18 protein-coding genes are annotated in these 16,482 nt (G+C 71.6%); 7 read left to right on the top strand and 11 right to left on the bottom strand.

All coding sequences use genetic code 11. From position 1 onward, the window contains the following. The first annotated feature begins 111 nt into the window (after positions 1-111). Complete coding sequence (locus AB0M59_RS33320) at positions 112-534, top strand: hypothetical protein (protein ID WP_364623334.1); 423 nt, start codon at positions 112-114, stop codon at positions 532-534. On the opposite strand, the gene AB0M59_RS33325 is transcribed toward AB0M59_RS33320, so the two are convergent. From AB0M59_RS33325 to AB0M59_RS33335, 3 genes are read right to left on the bottom strand one after another with little or no spacing between them, the layout of a single operon-like run. Continuing rightward, the gene (locus tag AB0M59_RS33325; protein WP_364623337.1) at positions 512-2,347 is read right to left on the bottom strand and encodes a serine/threonine-protein kinase; all 1,836 of its coding nucleotides are present in this window, start codon (positions 2,345-2,347) and stop codon (positions 512-514) included. The two genes, AB0M59_RS33320 and AB0M59_RS33325, sit on opposite strands and share 23 nt — an antisense overlap. Continuing rightward, positions 2,344-3,150, bottom strand: a complete 807-nt coding sequence (locus AB0M59_RS33330; protein ID WP_364623339.1) for a hypothetical protein — start codon at positions 3,148-3,150, stop codon at positions 2,344-2,346. The genes AB0M59_RS33325 and AB0M59_RS33330 overlap by 4 nt, the downstream gene beginning before the upstream one ends. Positions 3,151-3,190: 40 nt before the next feature. After that, positions 3,191-3,718, bottom strand: coding sequence for a hypothetical protein (locus tag AB0M59_RS33335; protein WP_364623342.1), 528 nt, complete (start codon positions 3,716-3,718; stop codon positions 3,191-3,193). Between the two features lie 58 nt (positions 3,719-3,776). Between AB0M59_RS33335 and AB0M59_RS33340 the strand changes: the two genes are divergently transcribed. From AB0M59_RS33340 to AB0M59_RS33360, 5 genes are all read left to right on the top strand, one after another. Beyond that, a complete protein-coding gene (locus tag AB0M59_RS33340) occupies positions 3,777-4,097 on the top strand; it encodes a hypothetical protein (protein ID WP_364623344.1) in 321 nt (106 codons plus the stop codon). Positions 4,098-4,191: 94 nt separating this feature from the next. Continuing rightward, entirely contained in the window at positions 4,192-4,974 is a 783-nt protein-coding gene (locus tag AB0M59_RS33345; RefSeq protein ID WP_364623347.1) for a metalloregulator ArsR/SmtB family transcription factor, read from the top strand. A gap of 204 nt (positions 4,975-5,178) precedes the next feature. After that, positions 5,179-6,336, top strand: coding sequence for an EfeM/EfeO family lipoprotein (locus AB0M59_RS33350; RefSeq protein WP_364623643.1), 1,158 nt, complete (start codon positions 5,179-5,181; stop codon positions 6,334-6,336). A gap of 229 nt (positions 6,337-6,565) precedes the next feature. After that, positions 6,566-7,738 (top strand): Dyp-type peroxidase, encoded by a 1,173-nt coding sequence (locus AB0M59_RS33355; protein ID WP_364623646.1) that lies wholly within the window; start codon positions 6,566-6,568, stop codon positions 7,736-7,738. Between the two features lie 46 nt (positions 7,739-7,784). Continuing rightward, entirely contained in the window at positions 7,785-9,407 is a 1,623-nt protein-coding gene (locus tag AB0M59_RS33360) for an alkaline phosphatase family protein (RefSeq protein WP_364623350.1), read from the top strand. A 50-nt stretch (positions 9,408-9,457) separates the two neighbouring features. Here AB0M59_RS33360 and AB0M59_RS33365 read toward each other — a convergent pair whose 3' ends face one another. From AB0M59_RS33365 to AB0M59_RS33390, 6 genes are all read right to left on the bottom strand, one after another. Next, the gene (locus tag AB0M59_RS33365) at positions 9,458-10,210 is read right to left on the bottom strand and encodes an alpha/beta hydrolase (RefSeq protein WP_364623353.1); all 753 of its coding nucleotides are present in this window, start codon (positions 10,208-10,210) and stop codon (positions 9,458-9,460) included. Between the two features lie 184 nt (positions 10,211-10,394). Next, on the bottom strand, positions 10,395-10,811 hold the full coding sequence (locus AB0M59_RS33370) for an ATP-binding protein (protein ID WP_364623356.1): 417 nt from the start codon (positions 10,809-10,811) through the stop codon (positions 10,395-10,397). Between the two features lie 20 nt (positions 10,812-10,831). Continuing rightward, positions 10,832-11,191, bottom strand: coding sequence for an STAS domain-containing protein (locus tag AB0M59_RS33375; protein WP_364623359.1), 360 nt, complete (start codon positions 11,189-11,191; stop codon positions 10,832-10,834). 46 nt (positions 11,192-11,237) lie between these two features. Continuing rightward, entirely contained in the window at positions 11,238-11,678 is a 441-nt protein-coding gene (locus AB0M59_RS33380; protein WP_364623362.1) for a response regulator, read from the bottom strand. After that, the gene (locus AB0M59_RS33385; RefSeq protein ID WP_364623365.1) at positions 11,662-13,194 is read right to left on the bottom strand and encodes an ATP-binding protein; all 1,533 of its coding nucleotides are present in this window, start codon (positions 13,192-13,194) and stop codon (positions 11,662-11,664) included. The genes AB0M59_RS33380 and AB0M59_RS33385 overlap by 17 nt, the downstream gene beginning before the upstream one ends. Beyond that, positions 13,191-14,387: a SpoIIE family protein phosphatase gene (locus tag AB0M59_RS33390; RefSeq protein WP_364623368.1), complete on the bottom strand. Its 1,197-nt coding sequence runs from the start codon at positions 14,385-14,387 to the stop codon at positions 13,191-13,193. The genes AB0M59_RS33385 and AB0M59_RS33390 overlap by 4 nt, the downstream gene beginning before the upstream one ends. Before the next feature lie 197 nt (positions 14,388-14,584). On the opposite strand from AB0M59_RS33390, the gene AB0M59_RS33395 reads away from it, so the two are divergent. Next, positions 14,585-14,932: a hypothetical protein gene (locus AB0M59_RS33395; RefSeq protein ID WP_364623371.1), complete on the top strand. Its 348-nt coding sequence runs from the start codon at positions 14,585-14,587 to the stop codon at positions 14,930-14,932. On the opposite strand, the gene AB0M59_RS33400 is transcribed toward AB0M59_RS33395, so the two are convergent. Together AB0M59_RS33400 and AB0M59_RS33405 are read right to left on the bottom strand one after the other, a co-directional pair. Then, the gene (locus tag AB0M59_RS33400) at positions 14,919-16,088 is read right to left on the bottom strand and encodes a DUF6596 domain-containing protein (RefSeq protein WP_364623373.1); all 1,170 of its coding nucleotides are present in this window, start codon (positions 16,086-16,088) and stop codon (positions 14,919-14,921) included. The genes AB0M59_RS33395 and AB0M59_RS33400 overlap by 14 nt on opposite strands. 50 nt (positions 16,089-16,138) lie before the next feature. Next, a complete protein-coding gene (locus tag AB0M59_RS33405; RefSeq protein ID WP_364623376.1) occupies positions 16,139-16,477 on the bottom strand; it encodes a YciI family protein in 339 nt (112 codons plus the stop codon). Positions 16,478-16,482: the final 5 nt, after the last annotated feature.

Raw genomic sequence — 16,482 nt, forward strand, 5'->3', positions numbered from 1 at the left:
CATTCATCGTTCCGGAACCGCTTCGGGTGAAGATCGTCCGCATCCCTTCCCGGCGTCCGGATTTTCCCTATCTTGTGGAAGGGACGCACTGCTAGAACAGGGGAACTCGCCATGACCCAGTCGCTGGAACTCCCGGTCCAGGAATTCTGTCTCGATTGGACGCTCACGGGTGACGACGGTGGCCGGGTCGCGGTCACGCTCTCCGGGCAGGTCTCCCTGCTCGACAACAACCGGTTCTACAAGATCGACGGCGTCGTCTACGTCGCCGAGGGCGACGCCGACATCCGCGCGATCGGGAACCCGTGCCTGTCCGTGCGGCGCAACGGCGTCGAGAAGACCGGGCGGCAGTGGGGCTGGGAGATGTGTTCGGCCCGCAAGCGCCTCGGCGCGCTGAACACGATGGAGGGCTACTTCGTCCGCACCGGCTACTGGGCGCCCGCCGACCGCGCCATCCAGCTGAGCCTGTGCGCCGAAACCGGGTGGAGCCGGCGCAAGAGCTACAGCCCGCACGTCACCGTCCGGATGGTCGACTGACCACTGTGGACGCCCGGCGCCGCGCCGCCGCGACCACGAGCCCGGCCGCGACCGCGCCCGCCACCGCGCACCCGGCGCCGAACCCCGGCGACGGTTCGTGCACGCGCAGCACCGAAACGCACAGCCACGCCACGGCACCGAACAGCAGGCCCAGCACCGGCCCGCCGACCGACGCGCCGCGCCAGCGGTGGCCGTTGCGGATGGTCCGCAGCCCGGACTCGAGGTAGGCCAGCGCGAACAGCGCCAGGATGAGACTGCCCGCGCCCATCGCGCTGGCCAGCGGGTGCTGACTGGTGAGCAGCGTGAACGTCTGGGTGACCGGCCCGGTCTGCACCGTCGCCGTGACCGCGCCGCCGACAACCCACCGCGCGATCGCCGGCAGGGTGAGCTGCGCGGTGAAGCCGTTGCCCGCCGCTTTCGCGTCGGTTTCGGCCGAGCCCAGCGGGATCCCGGCCGCGGACAGCGTCAGCGCGACGCGGCCCGGGTTGCCGGTGCCGGCCAGCGTCAGCGGTTTGCTGAGGTCCACCTCGACCGGCGTCGTGACGGGCTGGGTGCCGAGGTTCAACGTCGGCGACGCCTGGTGCGGCAGCCGCTCCGGGTTGAGGAGAGCGAGGACGACCAGCACGATCGCGGCCGCCGCCGCGGCCAGCCGCAACCACAGCACCGCGGCCTTCGAGCCCGCCGCCGGGTCCGCCTGGCCGGAACCGCCACCTGTGCGGCCGGAGTCCGGGCCGCCGCCCGAACCGGAGCCATCACCGGCCCAGCCGCCCGAGCCGTCTCCCGCCCAGCCGCCGGCCGGCCCGGGACCGGTGTCCGGCGACCCGCTCAGCGCGACCAGGGTCGCGTTGGGTCCCGACGGCCGCTGGACCGGCCGCGTCCGGGCGTCCCCCGGCGGCGCCGGCGCGGTGGGCGAGTTGAGCCCGGCGATCACTCGCGGCGTCAGGTGCAGCACCGGCACCCCGGACCGCTCGAGCCAGCCCGGCCCGTAGACGGCGGTGGCGGCCCCGGCCAGATCGGCCGCGAAAGACTCGACCTCGCGATAACGCGCATCGAGTTCACGCGCGAGGCTGCGCATGATCACGCCGGCGATCGGCATCGGGACGCCCGCGATCGGCCGCGGGTCGGTGAACATGTGCTGGCGCATCATGCTGATCGCGCCGCGCGTGTTGTCGAACGGCAACTGCCGGGACAGCAGTTCGTAGAGCACCGTGCCGGCCGCGTACACGTCGGCCGCCGGGCTCAGCGCGTTGCCCATCGCCTGTTCGGGCGCGATGTACGCCGGGGTACCGAGGATCTCGCCACCGTGCGTGACGAGCGTGGCGCCCTCGCTGATCACCCGCGCGATGCCGAAGTCCGCCACCTTCACCACGCCCTGCAGGTTGAACAGCAGGTTCCGCGGCTTGACGTCGAGGTGCAGCACGCCGGCCCGGTGCGCCGCGTGCAGCCCGGCGAGCATCGCCAGGCCGATCGCGCACGCCTGCTCGCCGCTGACGCCACCGCCGTGGAACCGGCTGTGCACGGTGCCGCCGTCGAGCCGTTCCATCACCAGCAGGTGCTCGCGGCCGGTGCGGACGTAGTCGTACACCGGCACGATGTGCGGGTGGTCGAGGCTGGCCAGCACGCGGGCCTCGCGGTCGAACAGCTCGCTGCTCGCCGCGTGGTTGAGCACGTCCCAGGGCAGCTGCTTGATCGCGACGCTGCGCCCCAGCGTCCGGTGCGTCCCGGCGAAGACGACACCCATGCCGCCTTCGCCGATCTCGGCGCCGATGTCGTACTGCGGGAGAGCGGCGACCAGCTCGGCCGGTGCGCTCATCGGGTGAATTCCTGGGTGGGCGGGATCGTCATCCGGACGGTCGTGTCACCGCCGGTGACGACCGGCGGCGGCGCCGGGTGCGGCGTCAGGTAGCCGAGCAGGAACGCGATCGCCGCGGCGCCCAGCACCACCGGGATCTCGATCGCCGGCTCCGGTGGGACCAGCCGCAGCACGGACAGCGTGATCACCGCGACCAGGCCGGTGCCGAACCCGGCGGGCAGGAACCGCAGGCCGCGGCGCCAGCGGTTCGGGGCCAGCCGGTGCCGGGCGAGCGCGAGCAGCGCGGCCAGCCAGGCGAGGATCGTGAGCACGAGCATCGCCAGGCCGAAGACGCCGTAGACCGACCAGAAGGAGCCGCGGACGTCGGCGACCGTCGTCGCCTCGCCGAGCGTCGCACGCTGGGCGTCGAGCAGCTCGACCGACGACGGCAGCAGCCCGGTCGCCTGCCCGGCGAGGTCGCCGAGGTCGAGCACGAACGTCCGGGTGATCGAGCCCCGCGCCGGCACTTCGAACGGCGCGGTCGTGTCGTAGGCGAAGAACGTGAGGGCGAGTGCGACGCCCGAGAGCCGCACGCTGCGGACCTTCACCGGGGCGGTGCCGGAGTTGGTGGCGACGACCTGCAGCTCGACCTGCTGGGCCGGGTCGATCGGGACCGTGGCGTCCGCGATCGGCCGCCGGTCGATCGACACCTGCACGCCCAGCGAGCCGGACGGTGCCGAACCGGACTGGGCCGACGCGGGTGGCGCGCCGAGCAGCACCCCGCACAAACCCAACGCAACCCCCGCCGCGATGACACGTCCCATTGGGCATCCCCTACTTGCGTAATCCGACTGGTCCGGAATGCTACAGCGAGCACACACCGGGGAGGGACGTCCCAATGGGATTCGTGGTTCGGCTGTTTTTCGGCACCGTGGCCGGAGCGATACTCCTGCTCACGTTGGCCGGCACGGGTAACGCACAAGTTCCGCCTTCGGTTGGTTTGAAACCGTCGACCGGGCCGGCGGGCAGTTCGTTCACCATTTCCTGGAATGGATTTCCGACCTGCCGGATCATCAATTTCTTCTGGGAAGGCTCGTCGCTCGGCTCGAAGGTGGCCCCGGCGACCAGCGGGCAGTTCCCCGCCGCCGTTCCGGGGTCGGCGACGCCGGGCGCGCACACGGTGACCGCGACGTGCACGAGCCAGAAACAAACCGCCAGCGGCACGTTCGTCGTCACCGGGGTCACCACCACCACGCCCCCGCCGCCGACGACCACGACCCCGGCACCGCCCGTGACCACGCGCCCGACCAGGCCCGGCACCACCACGACCCCGCCGAGCACGACCACCACCCCGCCGACGACCACGACCACGCCGCCGTCGTCGTCCACCACTCCGGCCACTCCCGGCGTCCCGACCACCACGAGCACCGAGCCCAAGCCGGGCGAACTGGTGCTCGACCGGCCGAGCGTCCAGCCCGGCGACGAGCTGTCGGCGTCCGGGAAGGGCTGCCAGCCGAGCCGGATGGTCACCCTGACCTCCGACGGCGTCGAGGTCGGCTCCGCCTACACCGACGCCTCCGGCGCCTTCACCGCGCCGGTCGAGTTCACGCGGATCGAGGCGGGGCGGCACACCGTCGTCGCCGAGTGCGGGGTGCGGCTGACCGGCGCGGTCGACCAGGTCGTGACGCGGTCGTCCGGCAGCCAGACCGGGACGCTGGTCATCCTCGTGTTCTTCGTGCTCGCGGGCATCACGGCGATCCGCTTCCGCTGATCCCCGGTTGACATGCAGCCGTCCGGCTGCCTATCGTGCATAGGCAGCCGGACGGCTGCACGTCTTGAGACGGCACAGCCTTTGGGAAGGCGCGATGGACGAGGTGTTCAAGGCCCTGGCCGACCCCAGCCGCCGTCAGCTGCTGGACGTGCTCAACGAGCGCAACGGCCAGACCCTGCGCGAACTGTGCGCGGGGCTGGACATGGCCCGCCAGTCGGTGAGCAAGCACCTGGCCGTGCTCGAGGCGGCCGGGCTGGTCACGACGACCTGGCGCGGCCGCGAAAAGCTGCACCACCTCGACGCCGCGCCGATCAACGGGATCGCCGAGCGCTGGATGACCCGCTACGACCGGCGGCGGGCCGGCGCGCTGGCCGATCTGAAACGAGCCCTGGAGTCCGAACCCATGAACGAATTCGCGTACACCACCCACATCAGCACGACCCCGGAAAAGCTCTGGCAAGCGCTTACCGAGCCGGCGTTCACCCGGCAGTACTGGGGCGTCGCTTTCGAAACCGACTGGAAAAAAGGCTCGCCGATGGTCTGGGCGGAAAGCGGTGCGAAAACGAGCCACCCCGATCAGGTCGTCCTGGAATCGGACCCGTACCGCCGCCTTTCCTACACCTGGCACACGTTCACCGAAGAATGGGCGAAGGGAAACGGGATCGACGCGGAAACGCTGGCGAAATTGCAGCGGGAAGGCCGTTCGAAGGTCTCCTTCACGCTCGAACCGCAGGGGGAAACCGTGAAGCTGACGGTGCTGCACGACGGTTTCGAACCGGACAGCACGGTCATGGCGATGTGCAGCCAGGGCTGGCCCGCCCTGCTGTCGAGCCTGAAGACGCTGCTGGAGACCGGCTCTCCGCTGCCCGGAGCGTAACCAACCGGACGAACCTGCCCAACCAGACAGATCTGGCACACGAAATCGTCTGATTTCTGCCCGTTTCGTGGGCGCCGGGCTGAAGTCCCGGTGAATTCCCTCCTCTCGACGGCATCCGATGCGGTTTTTCGGGCGATAGGCTCGCATAATCCGTGACCGGTGATGGTCCGATCGAGTGACGGGAGAGTGTGCGTGCCGGGGTCAGTGCGTACCCGCTGGATCGTGGCGGCCGTGGTCGTGGCCGCCACGGCGGGAGCTGTCGTGGCGTTCTGGCCGGACAGCGCGGCCGCGGGCGATCCGGAGATCGCCGTGTCGCGCTCGGCGTGCGGCACGGGCTGGTCGGACCCGAAGCCCGGGCCGCAGACGTTCCGCCTGCACAACACCGGGTCCGTGACCGCCGAGGTCGACCTGATCGACCCGGCGACCGGCGTGATCTACGGCGAGGTCGAGGGCCTCGGCCCGGCGACCAGCCGGCCGCTGCAGGTCAACCTCGGCAACGGCAGCTACGCGTTCCGCTGCCTGCCGGAGGACGCGGGCGCGATCGTCGGGCCGGCCGTGCGGGTCAGCGGCGGAGCCGAGCGGACCGGCCCGGGCGTCGCGCCCGTGACGCACAACGACCTGCTCGGGCCGCTCAAGGCCTACCAGCAGCACGTCACGACGGGTCTCGGCGAGCTGGTCGCGAACACGGGCGCGCTGAAGACCGCCGTCCACGGCGGCGACCGCGCGGCGAGCGAGGCCGCGTGGCTGACGGCCCACCTGACGTACGAGCGCCTCGGTGCGGCGTACGACGCGTTCGGCAACTCCGACGGCGCGCTCAACGGCACCGCCGTCGGCCTCCCGAACGGCACGTCCGACGAGGGTTTCACCGGCTTCCACCGCCTCGAGCAGGGCCTTTGGCACGCCGAGGACCTGGGCGCGCTCGGGGCGGTGGCCGACCGGCTGGACACGGACGCCCACGCGCTGCAGGCGTCCTTCGCCGAAAGCCAGGTCGACGGCAACGACCTCGGCCTGCGCGCGCACGAGATCATGGAGAACACGCTGCAGTTCGAACTGACGGGCCGCACGGACTACGGCAGCGGCACCACCCTGGCCACGGCCCGCGCCAACCTCGACGGCACCCGCGCGGTGCTGGACGTGCTCCGCCCGCTGCTGGCGCCGCGCTACCCGGATCTGTCCAAGGTGGACAGCTGGCTGACGCGCACCCAGACCACTTTGGACGCGGCGCACCGCCCGGACGGCAGCTGGACGCCGCTGGCGCAGCTGTCGCAGAAGGAGCGGCAGAAGCTGAACGCCGACGTGAGCGAGCTGACGGAGCTGCTGGCCCCGATCGCCGCGATCGCCGAGCCGAGGCGGGTTTCGTGACCGACCAGCCTCGCACCCACGCCGGTACCAGCCGGCCCCGCCCGCACAACACCGCGACAAGCCACTCCACCGGCGCCCGCCGGCCTCGCACCACCGCGCCGCGCAACGCCGCCACCACCCAGCCGCGGAGGGCCGCGTGACCGACCAGCCTCGTTGCCCCGGGCCGCACCCGGCCCCGCAGCAGTCCGCCACCGGCGTGCCTCGCCGGTCCTTCCTGCGCCGCGCCGCGATGGGCGCCGGCCTGACCGTCGCCGCCGGGGCCGGGCTCGGGGCTTCCGCCACCGCGACCGACAGCACCGCCGCCGACAGCACCGCGCCCGTCGCCTTCCACGGCAAGACCCAAGCCGCCATCCTGCGGACACCTCCCACCCAAACCATCGTCGCCTCGTTCGATGTCGTCGCCGAGTCGAAGGCCGAACTGACCGACCTCTTCCGCGCCATCACCGACCGGGCGCGGTTCCTCACCGCCGGTGGCGCCCCCGCCGCCCTCGGCATCACCGCTCCTCCCGCCGACTCCGGCGTTCTCGGCCCCGTCGTGCCCGGGGGCGATCTGGGCGTGATCCTCGGCGCCGGCGCGTCGCTGTTCGACGACCGGTACGGCCTGGCGAAGCTCAAGCCCGCCAAGCTGAAGCCGATGACGACGTTCGCGAACGACGCCCTCGATCCCGCCCAGTGCCACGGCGACCTGAGCCTCACGCTGTCCGCGAACTCCACCGACACCGTCCTGCACGCACTGCGCGACATCGCCCGCGCGACCCGCGGCGGCATGCAGCTGCGCTGGAAGCTCAACGGCTTCAGCTCCCCGCCGCGCCCGGCCGGCACCCCGCGGAACCTGATGGGCTTCAAGGACGGCACCGCGAACCCGGAACTGTCCGAAGCAGACAGTCTCGTGTGGACGTCCACACCGAGCGAGCCCGCCTGGGCCGCGGGCGGCAGCTACCAGGTCGTCCGGCTGATCCGGATGCTCGTCGAGTTCTGGGACCGGGTCTCACTGGCCGAGCAGGAGAACATGTTCGGCCGCCGCCGCGACACCGGCGCCCCGCTCGACGGCACCGAGGAGACCGACGTCCCCCGGTACGCCGACGACCCGATCGGCACCGTGATCCCGCTGACCAGCCACATCCGGAAAGCCAACCCGCGCACACCGGAAACCGACGCCAGCCGGATCCTGCGCCGCGCGGTGAACTACGACCGCGGCATCGACAGCAACGGCAACCTCGACATGGGCCTGATCTTCGTCTGCTACCAGCAGGACCTGGAGCGCCAGTTCGAAGCGGTCCAGACGCGGCTGGCCGACGAACCCCTGACCGACTACATCTCCCCGTTCGGCGGCGGCTACTTCTTCGCGCTGCCGGGCGTCACCGGCCCGGACGACCACTTCGGCCGCGTGTTGCTCGCGTGAAAGCCCGTCTTTGAATGTCACAGCCCACCACGAAAGGAAATCCACTGTGGACAAGAGAACCCGCCGGCGACGGCGTGGCCTGCTCGGCGCCGGGGCCCTCGCCTCGGTGGCCACGCTGGCCGTCGTCACCGGTTCCGCGGCGACGACCGCGGACGCTCAGCCGCTGAACCTGTTCCCCGCGCACGGGATCCCCACGGCCACGCCGATCAAGCACGTCGTGGTCATCTTCGGCGAGAACATCTCGTTCGACCACTACTTCGGCACGTACCCGAAGGCGGCCAACACGGACGGCACCCCGTTCCAGGCCGCGCGCAACACCCCGAAGGTCAACGGCCTCGACAAGAAGCTGCTGACCGACAACCCGAACGCCTACAACCCGAAGCGGCTCACGCACGAGCAGGCGCTGACCTGCGACCAGAACCACAACTACGGCGCCGAGCAGGCCGCCTTCGACGGCGGCAAGATGGACAAGTTCGTCGAGAAGACCGAGACGGACAAGTGCACCGGCCAGCCGGTGCTGTTCGGCGAGCCCGGCCTCGTGATGGACTACTTCGACGGCAACACCGTCACCGGCATGTGGAACTACGCGCAGCACTATTCGTTGAACGACAACTCGTTCAACACGGTGTTCGGCCCGTCCAGCCCGGGCGCGATCGACCTGATCTCGGGCAACACCCACGGCGTCCAGGCGGTCGACCCGGTGACGCACGAGCCGGTCAGCGACGCCTACACCGTGCAGTCGCCGGACGCGCACGGCATCGGCACGATGATCAACGACCCGGACCCGGCGTGGGACGACTGCTCGGACAAGAACCACACGAGCAAGGACAACCTGGCCACGATGCACGGCCGCAACGTCGGTGACCTGCTCAACCAACGCCACGTGACGTGGGGCTGGTTCCAGGGCGGCTTCCGCCCGACCGGCTCGGCCAACGGTTACTCGGTGTGCGGCCAGACCCACACGAACGTCGGCGGCAACGCGGCGGTGGACTACAGCCCGCACCACGAGCCGTTCCAGTACTACCCGTCGACGTCGAACCCGAAGCACCTCCCGCCGTCGTCGGTGCAGGCGATCGGCCAGACCGACCGCGCGAACCACCAGTACGACACGGCGGACTTCGACGCCGCGCTGAAGGCCGGTTCGATGCCCGCGGTGAGCTTCCTGAAGGCCCCGGAGTACCAGGACGGCCACGCGGGTTACTCGGACCCGCTGGACGAGCAGCAGTTCGTGGTCAGTGAAATCAACAAGATCCAGCAGTCCCCGGAGTGGAAGTCGACGGCGATCGTCCTGGCCTACGACGACTCCGACGGCTGGTACGACCACCAGCCGTCCAAGATCGTCAACGGCTCGCACGACGCTTCACAGGACCAGGCGATCTGCACGGGCAAGCCGACGACGATGGGCGGCTACGCCGACCGCTGCGGCTACGGCCCGCGGCTGCCGCTGCTGGTGGTTTCGCCGTACAGCAAGGTGAACCACGTCGACCACACGCTGACGGACCAGACCTCGGTGCTGAAGTTCATCGAGGACAACTGGTTCGCCGGCCGGATCGGCGATTCGTCCTTCGACTCCCGGGCGGGGTCGATGAACGGAATGTTCGACTTCTGGTGGCCCAAGGCGAAGAAGGTCACGCTCGACCCGAAGACCGGGGCTGTCACGCACAGCTAGGGATCCGGTGCCGGACGGGCCCGTGGCGACTCCGCCACGGGCCTGTTCCGTCAGTTCAGGTGCCGGGCCAGGAAGCCCTCGTCGACGCCGATCCAGCGGATGCGGCGGTGGTCGCCCGGGTTGGCGTGCAACGTCTTCTCCTCGGTGGCGAAGGCGTCGAACAACGCGAAGGACGATTGCCGGTCGACGTGTTCGTCGTCCCACGGGAGCAGGAACTGGACCGGGACGGTGATCCGCCGCGCCGCCGCGAGCAGTTCCTCGTAGACGAAGAACCCGCCACCGAAGATCGCGGCGGAGATCCGGGGGTCGGCCGCGGTCAGCGGTACCCCGATGGCGGTGCCCAGCGAGATGCCGCCGCCGTAGCCGATCGGTGCGTCCCGGCCGATTCCGGGCAGCCGCTGGAGAGCGTCCAGTGTGGCCTGCCATTCGGGGACGGCCCGGTCCGCGAGGGAGCGGGCGTAGCCGATGCTGACCGACCGGAACCGCTCGCGGTCGCCGGTCGCGTGCGCTTGCCGGAAGTCGGCGCGGACCTGCTCGTCTTCGGCCGTGCGCGGCCGGTCGCCGTGTCCGGGAGCGTCGATGGCCACGACGGAGAAGCCCTGCCGGGTCACGGCGTCCCGAGCCCGGGTCACGAGGGCCGGCGTCTTCTTGTGCAGGCCGCCACCGTGCCCCATCAGCACCAGGGGCGCGGCCGCCGGGCCGGCATCGCGCGACCAGAGGACACCGGGGACGTCGCCGACGGTGAAGCCGCGCTCGACGACGCCGTCCGACGTCGTCTCGGAGGTGAAACACAAAGGATCCATGGGAGTGCCTTTCGGGAGTGCCTGGAATCGAGGCGCTCCCGCGGCCTATCGCCCGGCCGTGACGGCGAGGGGGAGCACCCACGTGCGTACAGCGTTCACGGGTCTCACCTCCTCGGACGGATCACAGCCGACGGCACGGTACCAGCCCGGACGTCGTGCGGCCCAGCCGTTTTCCGCCGCCGGCTCAGGGCCGGACCGGCGCCAGGTCCCAGGCCAGCGTCACCACGGTCCCCGACTCGCCGGACGCGATGTCCGCCCGGTCGGCACTCGCCCGCAGCAGCATCAGTCCCCGTCCCCGCAGCGAAACCGGGCGCGGGTCGACCACCGGGGTCCGCCACCGCCCGTGGTCGCTGATGACCACCTCGATCCGGTCCGGGTGCACCGCCGCGTCGAGGTCGACCACGCCCGATCCCGCCCCGGCGTACGCGTGGTCGGCGACGTTGGCCAGTGCCTCGTAGCTCGCCAGGACGATGTCCTGCGCCCGGCTCTCGCCGACGCCCGCCGAGAGGACCCACGCCATCAGGTCGTGCCGGAGCCGCCGCAGGTCCTGGGGCACCGCCTGCACGCCGTGGGAGCGGAACGGTCCCGGGGGTTCGTCCATCGGTTGCCTCTCCGGGCTCGTCACTGGGCCAGCGCTTCGTCGACCGTCGCGTGGATGCCGATCCACGTGTCGAGGCCGGTGGTCTTCAGCGGGCCCGACGTCACCGGCGAGTCGCTCACCACCCGCAGCGCGCGCTCGGGCAGCCTGCGGTGCGCCGCCGCCAGCACCTGCAGGCCCGCCGAGCAGAAGAACGTCACCGCGCGCAGGTCCACCACCAGCGTCCGCGGTTCCCCGGCCAGCACGACGTCGACGACTTCCTCGAACTCCGGCGCGCTCAGCAGGTCGATCTCCCCCGCCACGCGCAGCACCGCGGCCGTGTCCCGCCAGTCGAGCGTGACCGCCAGCTCGACGGCGGGGAGATCCCGGGATGAAGAGGTCACGGCGCTTTATGGTGCCCCAACTTCCGCCGCCACGCCATCGAAGCCCTCACCGGTGCGGCAGTTTGACGACCGTGACCCAGAAATCGTCGATCTTCCGGACCACCTCGACGAACTTCTCGAAGTCGACCGGCTTGGTGACGTAGGCGTTGGCGTGCAGGTCGTAGCTGCGCACGATGTCTTCGTCCGCTTCGGACGTCGTCAGCACGACCACCGGGATGGTGCGCAGGTCCGGGTCCTGCTTGATCTCGCCGAGCAGCTCCCGGCCGTCCTTGCGGGGCAGGTTGAGGTCCAGCAGGATCAGCCCGGGCCGCGGCGCCTCCCCGAAGCGTCCTTGCCGGTTCAGGAACTCGAGCGCCTCGACGCCGTCGCTCGCGACGTGCAGCGCGTTGCGGATCTTGTGGTGTTCGAAGGCTTCACGCGTCATCAGCACGTCGCCGGGGTCATCCTCGACGAGCAGGATGTCGATCGGGTCATGCGCCTGCGTCATGCGTCCCATTATCCTCGCCGGCCGGGATGGTGAAGCGGAACGTGGTGCTCTCGGCCTCGGTGTCGAGCCAGATCCGGCCGCCGTGGTACTCGACGATCCGGCGGCACAGGGCGAGTCCGATGCCGGTGCCCGGGTACGCGCTGCGGGTGTGCAGCCGCTGGAACAGCGCGAAGACCCGTTCGGCGTACTCCGCGTCGATGCCGATCCCGTTGTCCGACACCGAGAACACCCAGTCGCCGCCGTCGCGCTCCGCGGTGACCCGGACCTCGGGCGGCGTCTCGCCCTTGAACTTCAGGGCGTTGCCGATCAGGTTCTGGAACACCGCCGTCATCAGCGCCGGCTCCACGCGCACCTCGGGCAGCTCGCCGTGTTCGACCTTGCCGGCGCTCAACGACAGCGCCACCTCCAGGTTCGCGACCGCGTCGTCGACCAGCCGGCCCGCGTCGACCTCGACGTGCTCGCCCGGCTTCCGGCCGACCCGCGAGAAGGCCAGGAGGTCGTTGATCAGGATCTGCATCCGCTTCGCGCCGTCGACGGCGAACTCGATGTACTGCTCGCCACGCTCGTCGAGCAGGCCCGCGTAGCGGCGCTGCAGCAGCTGGCAGAAGCTCGCCACCTTCCGCAGCGGTTCCTGCAGGTCGTGCGACGCGACGTAGGCGAACTGCTCCAGGTCGGCGTTCGACCGCTCCAGCTCGCGCGTCCGGCGGTCCAGCAACGCGTGCGCCTGCTCGAGCTCGGCGACCTCGTCGAGGATGCGCTGCCGCATGGCCTCGACGTCGGCGCCGAGCTGGGCGATCTCACGGGGCCCGCTCCCGTTCACCGGCCGGCGGACGTCCTGGTCGGCGACGTGACGGACCTCGCCGGCCAGCTGCAGGATCGGCCGGGTGATGACCCGCCGCAGGCCGAGGAACAGCACCACGAACAGCAGGGCGACCAGCACGGCGACCGCGACGAGCATGGAGGTCAGGACCGTCGCCGCGCGGTCCAGGTCGGCCCGGCCGGAGTCGCGGACGGCGGCGAGGTGGTCGAGCTGGGTGTCGAGAGACCCTCGGACCGCGTCGAACAACGTCCGGCCGCGCTCGATCTGCGCCGGGGTCACCGGGGGTGCGCCGGGAGCGATCGTGGGCGCCGCCGCGGCCTGCCATTCGGTGGCCGCCCGCAGGACGGTCTCCAGGTCGTCGCCGATCCGGGTGCCCGGGACCGCGCCGAGCTGCCGCAGCTGCCCGACCGCGTCGGCCTGCTCGCGCACGCCGTCGGTGTACGGGGTGAGGAAGTCCGGCTGCCGGCCGAGCTGGTAGCCGCGGACGCCGGTCTCCTGGTTGAGCAGCGCGGTCGACAGCTGGAGGGCGGCCAGCCGCTGGGGCCCGATGACGTCGAGCAGGCCGTTGCGGGCCGCGGTGAGGTTGCTCATCGCGATCGCGCCGCCGGCCAGCGCGGCGAGCAGCAGCACGGCTTCGGCGACGGCGAACAGGGTGAGCCAGCGGCGGATGGACCAGCCGCGTGCGTCAGTGCTCATCGAGCCTGCTTCCCCGGGTCGTGACTGAGCAGGGCGAGGGCGACGTCGTCGTCGAGCGGGCCGGAGTTGAGCCGTTCGGCGCGGGCGATCAGCTCGTCGAGCAGGTCGGTGCCGGCCAACCCGGCCTGGTGCTGGATCTCGAGGACGATGGCGGCCATCCGCTCGTGGCCGAGCCGTTCCGACCCGGCGCCGACGCGGCCTTCGAACACGCCGTCGGTGTAGAGCAGCAGCGACCAGCCCGGTTCCAGCGGCACCTCGAGGGCCTCCCACTTCGTGCCTTCGACGACGCCGAGCGGGACGCCGAGGCGTTCCCCGGAGAGCAGGTGCCCGTCGCCGGGGGTGAGCAGCAGCGGCGGCAGGTGCCCGGCCAGCGACAGGCGCAGGGATCTTCGGTCCGGCGCGACGACGACCATGCAGACGGTGGCGAACAGCGGCTCGATCCGCTCGTGCACCATGACCCGCTCGACCATGCTCAGCACGTCGGCCATCGGCAGGCCGGCCATCACGAGCGAGCGCCACGCGATCCGCAGCGCGACGCCGAGCGCGGCCTCGTCCGGGCCGTGGCCGCAGACGTCGCCGATCATCATGTGCACGGTGCCGTCGACGAGCTCGATCGCGTCGTAGAAGTCGCCGCCCAGCAGGGAACCGTTGCGGCCCGGGCGGTAGCGAGAGGCCAGTTCCAGGTGCGGGTCGCGCAGCAGCGGGCTGGGCAGCAGGCCGCGTTCGAGCCGCGCGTTCTCGCGGGCGAGCAGCTGTTGCTGCAGGAACTGCTGCTCGACCTGCTCGGCGCGCTTGCGTTCCCGGGCGAAGCGCAGCGCCTTGACCAGCAGCGGCCCGTCCACCTGGTCCTTGACGAGGTAGTCCTGGGCGCCGGCGGCGACCGCGGCGACGCCGGTGGCCTGGTCGTGCCCGCCGGTCAGGACGACGATCGCGACGCCGGGCGCGTGCTGGCCGAGCTTCGTCAGCCCGCTCAGGCCCATGGCGTCGGGCAGCTGCAGATCCAGGACGACGCAGTCGGCGGTGAGCGGGCCGGCCAGCGCGGCGGCGAGCGTTTCGACGCGTTCGAGCGAGAACGGCACGGACGTGTCCGCCAGCATCTCCTCGACCAGCAGCGCGTCGCCGTCGTCGTCCTCGACCAGCAGCACGCGCAAGCGGGTGCTGGAGTCCCACGTTGAGTCGTGCGCGGCGGTCACCGGCTTCTCCCCGTTCGGCTGCCCTCGAGCCAGCACATCCAGACGATCACCCTAGCGGCACCGGGGGCGGCCGCCTACGGCCGTGGAACCGGTCCCACAGAGGTAGCGCTTTATAGCACCCCGGCGTGACACCGGGCGCGTAACGGTTCGGGTCGTGACCGTGCCGGAATCGGGCAGTCCGGATCTACGCTGCGGCAATGTCTCCGCGCGCGGCTTTCGCCTGGTGGGGCGCGACGGCGTGCTGGTTCCTGGGCTCGCTGCTGGGCGGGCGCCGGACGGCCGTCGAGTCCGCCGTCCCGCTTCCGGTGGCGATCCTCGCGTACGTCGTCTGCGCCGGGCTGTGGGCGTTGCTCGTCTACGGCGTGTACCGCGGGGTCAAGGGAACTCGCCTCGCGCTGGCGATCATCGGCGTGCTCGGCGTCGCGGACCTAATGGTGCAGCTGATCGGGGACGTCGCCGCAGGCGCCGTCGTGCACGGCGCGTTCTTCCTGGCCGCACTGGTCCTTTCGGCCGCCGGGTTCGTCCTGCTGCTCAGGCGCCGCTGAGCCGCGCGGCGAGGAACTCCTGCTCGACGGCGTTGTCGCTCAACGCGAGCGCGGCGCGGTAGGCATCGGCCGCCTCGGCGTCGCGCCCGAGGCGGTGCAGCAGGTCGGCCTTGGTGGCGGGCAGGTAGCGGTAGCCGGCGAGGCGGCCGTCGGCCTCCAGCCGGGCGATCTCGGCGAGCGCGGCCGCCGGACCTTCGACCATCGACAGCGCGACCGCGCGGTTGAGCGCCACCACCGGCGAAGGCCACAGGCGCAGCAGCACGTCGTAGAGGGTCAGGATCTGCGGCCAGTCGGTCTCGGCGTAGCCGGGCGCCTGGGCGTGCAGGGCGGCGATCGCGGCCTGGACGCTGAACCGCCCGGGCGGGCCGCCCTTGAGCGCCTCGACGACGAGCCGGTCGGCCTCGGCGATCATCTCCGTGTCCCAGCGGGACCGGTCCTGGTCTTCGAGCCGCAGCAGCCGGCCGGCGCCGTCGGTCCGGGTGGCCCGGCGGGCCTGGTGGACCAGCAGCAGCGCGAGCAGCCCGGCGACCTCGGTGCCGGCGGGCAGCAGGGCGCGCAGCATCCGCGCCAGGTCCAGCGCGCGGCCGGTCAGCTCGTCCCGCACGAGGTCGTCCCCCGACGGCGCGGTGTGCCCGGCCGAATAGAGCAGGTGCAGCACGGTCAGCACGACGGACACGCGCGCCGGCAGCTCCTCGGCCGAGGGCACCGCGTACGGGATCCGCGCGGCGGTGATCTTCTTCTTGGCGCGGGTGATCCGGGCCGCCATCGTCGGCTCGGGCACCAGGAAGGCGTGCGCGATGTCGGCCGTCGCGACGCCGCACACCAGCCGCAGCGTCAGCGCGATCTGGGCTTCCTGCGCCAGCGCCGGGTGGCAGCAGGTGAAGACGAGCCGCAGCCGGTCGTCCGGGATCGGCCCGGCGGGCTCGGGCGGCTCGGCGACGTCGGGCTCGACCAGCAGCGGCAGCTTGCGCCGCAGCACTTCCCGGTGGCGGAGGCCGTTGAGCGCGGTCCGGCGCGCGACCGTGGTCAGCCACGCGCCGGGCCGGTCCGGGACGCCGTCGTCCGCCCAGCGCTTCAGCGCTTGGAGGTAGGCGTCCTGGACGGCCTCTTCGGCCTCGTCGAGGTCGCGGGTGACCCGCACTGTCGCGGCGAGCACGTAGGCCCACTCGCGACGGTGCGCCTCGGCGACGGCGTCCTGGACGGACTTCAGTCCGGCACCACCTGGAAGTCGACGAGCGGCCGGACCTCGACGCCGCCCTCGACGACGGGCGTCAGCTTCGCGCAGGCCAGCGCGTGGTCGAGGTCGCGGGCCTCCAGGACGTACACCCCCGCCAGCACCTCCTTGGTCTCCACGAACGGCCCGTCGGTCACCAGGTCGCCGCGGATCGCGGTGGCCGTTTCGTTGGGCAGCAGGCCGAGGCCCGCGGTCACCTTCCCGCCCAGCTCGGCGATCCGGTCGGGCAGCCCCATGTGCCGGTCCATGATCTCCTTCGGCAGGTCCTCGGCGGGCACCCGCTCGTAGATCAGCACCGCGTACTGCGCCATGTCCG

It is taken from the genome of Amycolatopsis sp. NPDC051371 (assembly GCF_040682155.1).
Lineage (GTDB): Bacteria > Actinomycetota > Actinomycetes > Mycobacteriales > Pseudonocardiaceae > Amycolatopsis.

Bases quoted from the DNA above. Each gene is read 5' to 3' on its own strand.
- AB0M59_RS33320 (WP_364623334.1), top strand. From the start codon at position 112: ATGACCCAGTCGCTGGAACTCCCGGTCCAGGAATTCTGTCTCGATTGG.
- AB0M59_RS33325 (WP_364623337.1), bottom strand. From the start codon at position 2,347: ATGAGCGCACCGGCCGAGCTGGTCGCCGCTCTCCCGCAGTACGACATC.
- AB0M59_RS33330 (WP_364623339.1), bottom strand. From the start codon at position 3,150: ATGGGACGTGTCATCGCGGCGGGGGTTGCGTTGGGTTTGTGCGGGGTG.
- AB0M59_RS33345 (WP_364623347.1), top strand. From the start codon at position 4,192: ATGGACGAGGTGTTCAAGGCCCTGGCCGACCCCAGCCGCCGTCAGCTG.
- AB0M59_RS33355 (WP_364623646.1), top strand. From the start codon at position 6,566: ATGGGCGCCGGCCTGACCGTCGCCGCCGGGGCCGGGCTCGGGGCTTCC.
- AB0M59_RS33365 (WP_364623353.1), bottom strand. From the start codon at position 10,210: ATGGATCCTTTGTGTTTCACCTCCGAGACGACGTCGGACGGCGTCGTC.
- AB0M59_RS33370 (WP_364623356.1), bottom strand. From the start codon at position 10,811: ATGGACGAACCCCCGGGACCGTTCCGCTCCCACGGCGTGCAGGCGGTG.
- AB0M59_RS33380 (WP_364623362.1), bottom strand. From the start codon at position 11,678: ATGACGCAGGCGCATGACCCGATCGACATCCTGCTCGTCGAGGATGAC.
- AB0M59_RS33385 (WP_364623365.1), bottom strand. From the start codon at position 13,194: ATGAGCACTGACGCACGCGGCTGGTCCATCCGCCGCTGGCTCACCCTG.
- AB0M59_RS33395 (WP_364623371.1), top strand. From the start codon at position 14,585: ATGTCTCCGCGCGCGGCTTTCGCCTGGTGGGGCGCGACGGCGTGCTGG.
- AB0M59_RS33405 (WP_364623376.1), bottom strand. From the start codon at position 16,477: ATGGCGCAGTACGCGGTGCTGATCTACGAGCGGGTGCCCGCCGAGGAC.